The organism is Caballeronia sp. BR00000012568055 (genome assembly GCF_029439455.1).
In the GTDB taxonomy this organism is placed as follows: Bacteria; Pseudomonadota; Gammaproteobacteria; order Burkholderiales; family Burkholderiaceae; genus Caballeronia.
The window spans coordinates 1-2,480 of record NZ_JAQFVG010000098.1; the positions used below are offsets into that span (position 1 = coordinate 1).

Sequence of the window (2,480 nt, forward strand, 5' to 3'; positions counted from 1 at the left end):
ACGGCACGGAGACTGCCCCATATTGATTTGACTCGCCAGGGCCATCTGTTGAACGTCTCAGGCTTTCGTGAATCTCGCTCACAACAACATTGGCACGAAGACGGCTAACCCGGTTGCAGCAATTCGGCTAGAGTTTCCACGTGCCCGCTGCCGGACGGTCCTGCAACACGGCATCATGGTCGGCCAGTAAATTCGCGAGGAAGGGATAGTCGTGAAGATCAGATTTGTATTGAATGGCACGCTTGTGAGCGGGCGCTTGGACGACAACGCTACATCGCGCGACTTTGTAGCCATGTTGCCGCTGCCACTACGGCTGGTCGACTTCGCGGCGACGGAGAAGATTGCGTACCTCCCAAGAAGGCTGAACACGGACGGAACACCATCAGGAATTGTCCCTTACGCGGGCGACGTTACATATTACGAACCGTGGGGAACATTGCAGTTTTTCACAAGGACTTTCGGCATTCGCCGGGCCTTGTGAAGCTTGGGCGTCTCGATTGTGGCTTGGAAGAACTGCGTACGACCGGGGCATCGGACATACTCATCGAACGGGCAGACGACTAATTGCCTCGGCGTTATGCGCGTTGGACAGCGTCATCGGTTCATCAAAGCATCATGGCCACTCTCCGCGCATGCATCAGCTCTCTTCGGGAACCTCAAATTCTTGTCGGTCCGCCGTCTGCCTCGGGCAATTTCGCGAGCCGAGTCCACCGAGCAGATTATCAATTACACGGTCTTCAGATTTCTTTCCATCCTCGGAGGGATGCAACATGGGTATGTGGACGCGAAGCGAACTTGAGCGAATTGCAGCTTCCGACGATCTGTACATTGCTCCATTCCGTGAAGATCACAAAACCTATGGCACACCGACGTGGATTTGGTCGGTGATCGTGGACGGTCATCTTTACGTTCGCGCCTATAACGGCGAAGCATCTCGCTGGTATCAAGCCGCCATCCGCCAGGGTGCTGGCCGAATCACAGTTGCGGGAACAACAAGGGACGTGTTCTTCGCGGGCGCCCGGTGCGCAATCAACGACCAAGGTCGATGAAGCCTATCGCTTTAAATCGCTCAGGAGTCCTTATCTCTCTGTCACGATTAGTAAGCGAGTTTGCGTGGCAACCATCAACATCTTGCCTGCCCACTGAGGTGAAAACATGCGAAGGTGCCAGCTTTGCCAAGGATTTGAGATTTCGGCACCTTCCCTATCGCGTGAGACTAACCAAACCTTCGTTGATCTGCTTCGGAGCATCGTAGCCCGCCATGGCGCATCGGCCGCCAAGGTAGCAATCGCATGGATGCTGTCCCGTAAGCCTTGGATGTTCCATTTTTCGGCACACGCAACGTGGAACGCTTTAAGGAGAACGTGGGCGCACTATCGGTTGTGCTCTCAAACGACCAGTTCAGCGAAATCCAAGTGGGCGCTGCGGCGATAGCAGTCGAGGGAGCGCGATACCCGGAAGCGATGTTGAGGCGCTCGGGCCTCTAATTTGTCCGTAGTCTGAGGAGAATACATGTTCGTGATACCCCACCGATCCACATCATCCACCAATCGATCACTGCTGTCGCTGATGGCATGCGTATTCACCGTGTTCTTGGTCACAGGAGCCGCTCTACCGGCTCTTCCACTACATATCCATGACGGCCTTGGTTTTGGAACGTTCACTGTTGGCCTTGTTTCCGGTGCGCAATTCGCGGCGTCGTTACTTTCGCGCCTGTGGTCCGGCAGAATCTCCGATCAGAGAGGTCCGAAGTACGCCGTGACCGCAGGACTTGTCATGGCAGCGCTCGCCGGTTTGCTCTATCTTGTCTCATTGATGGCCACCAGTAACGCGCTAGTTTCGATCGCGATATTGATAGTGGGTCGCGCTTTGCTCGGCAGCGCCGAGAGTTTCATCATGACCGGCGCTCAAAGCTGGTGTCTAGCCCTTGCCGGCCCCGGCACCGTCGGGAAAATGATTGCATGGATCGGCACGTCAATGTTTGTGGCGTTGGCTTTCGGTTCGCCACTTGGAAGTTTTCTTTTCAAGAGCTATGGGTTTGCCTCGATTGGTTTAGCAACCTCCGTCGGTGCAGGCGTTACGCTCTTTTTGATTACTCCTATTCCCGCCGTCAAAGTCAATCCACAGAGCAATAGGGTCGTAGCTACGGTGTTGAAAGCCGTTTGGCTGCCTGGCATGGGGATGGCCTTTTCGAGCCTCGGTTACGGCATAGTGACTGCGTTCGCCGTTCTTTTTTTCGTCCAACGAGGTTGGCAGCCAGCTTGGCTATCATTTACTGCATTCGCCGCAGGTCTGATCCTCGCCCGTGCTTTCCTCAGCCCGTTGCCCGACCGCCTCGGTGGCGCAAGAACTGCGATGGTCTTTATCGTCATCCACAGTGCCGGTATGGCCCTCATTTATCTCTCTCCCGTCGCGTGGCTTGCATTCTCAGGCGCTGCTTTGGCCGGATTCGGCTACGCGCTGGTCTATCCGGGGTTCGG

General features: G+C 55.4%; 3 protein-coding genes. All 3 read left to right on the top strand.

Annotation, left to right across the window (positions count from 1 at the left end; genetic code table 11):
• Nucleotides 1–244 precede the first annotated feature (244 nt).
• Complete coding sequence (locus tag P7F28_RS06120; RefSeq protein WP_277183603.1) at nucleotides 245–481, top strand: cyclophilin-like fold protein; 237 nt, start codon at nucleotides 245–247, stop codon at nucleotides 479–481.
• A gap of 289 nt (nucleotides 482–770) precedes the next feature.
• On the top strand, nucleotides 771–1,049 hold the full coding sequence (locus P7F28_RS06125; protein WP_277183599.1) for a DUF2255 family protein: 279 nt from the start codon (nucleotides 771–773) through the stop codon (nucleotides 1,047–1,049).
• Nucleotides 1,050–1,512: 463 nt separating this feature from the next.
• Nucleotides 1,513–2,480 (top strand): MFS transporter (locus P7F28_RS06130; RefSeq protein ID WP_277183600.1); only part of this gene is annotated, 968 nt, incomplete at its 3' end.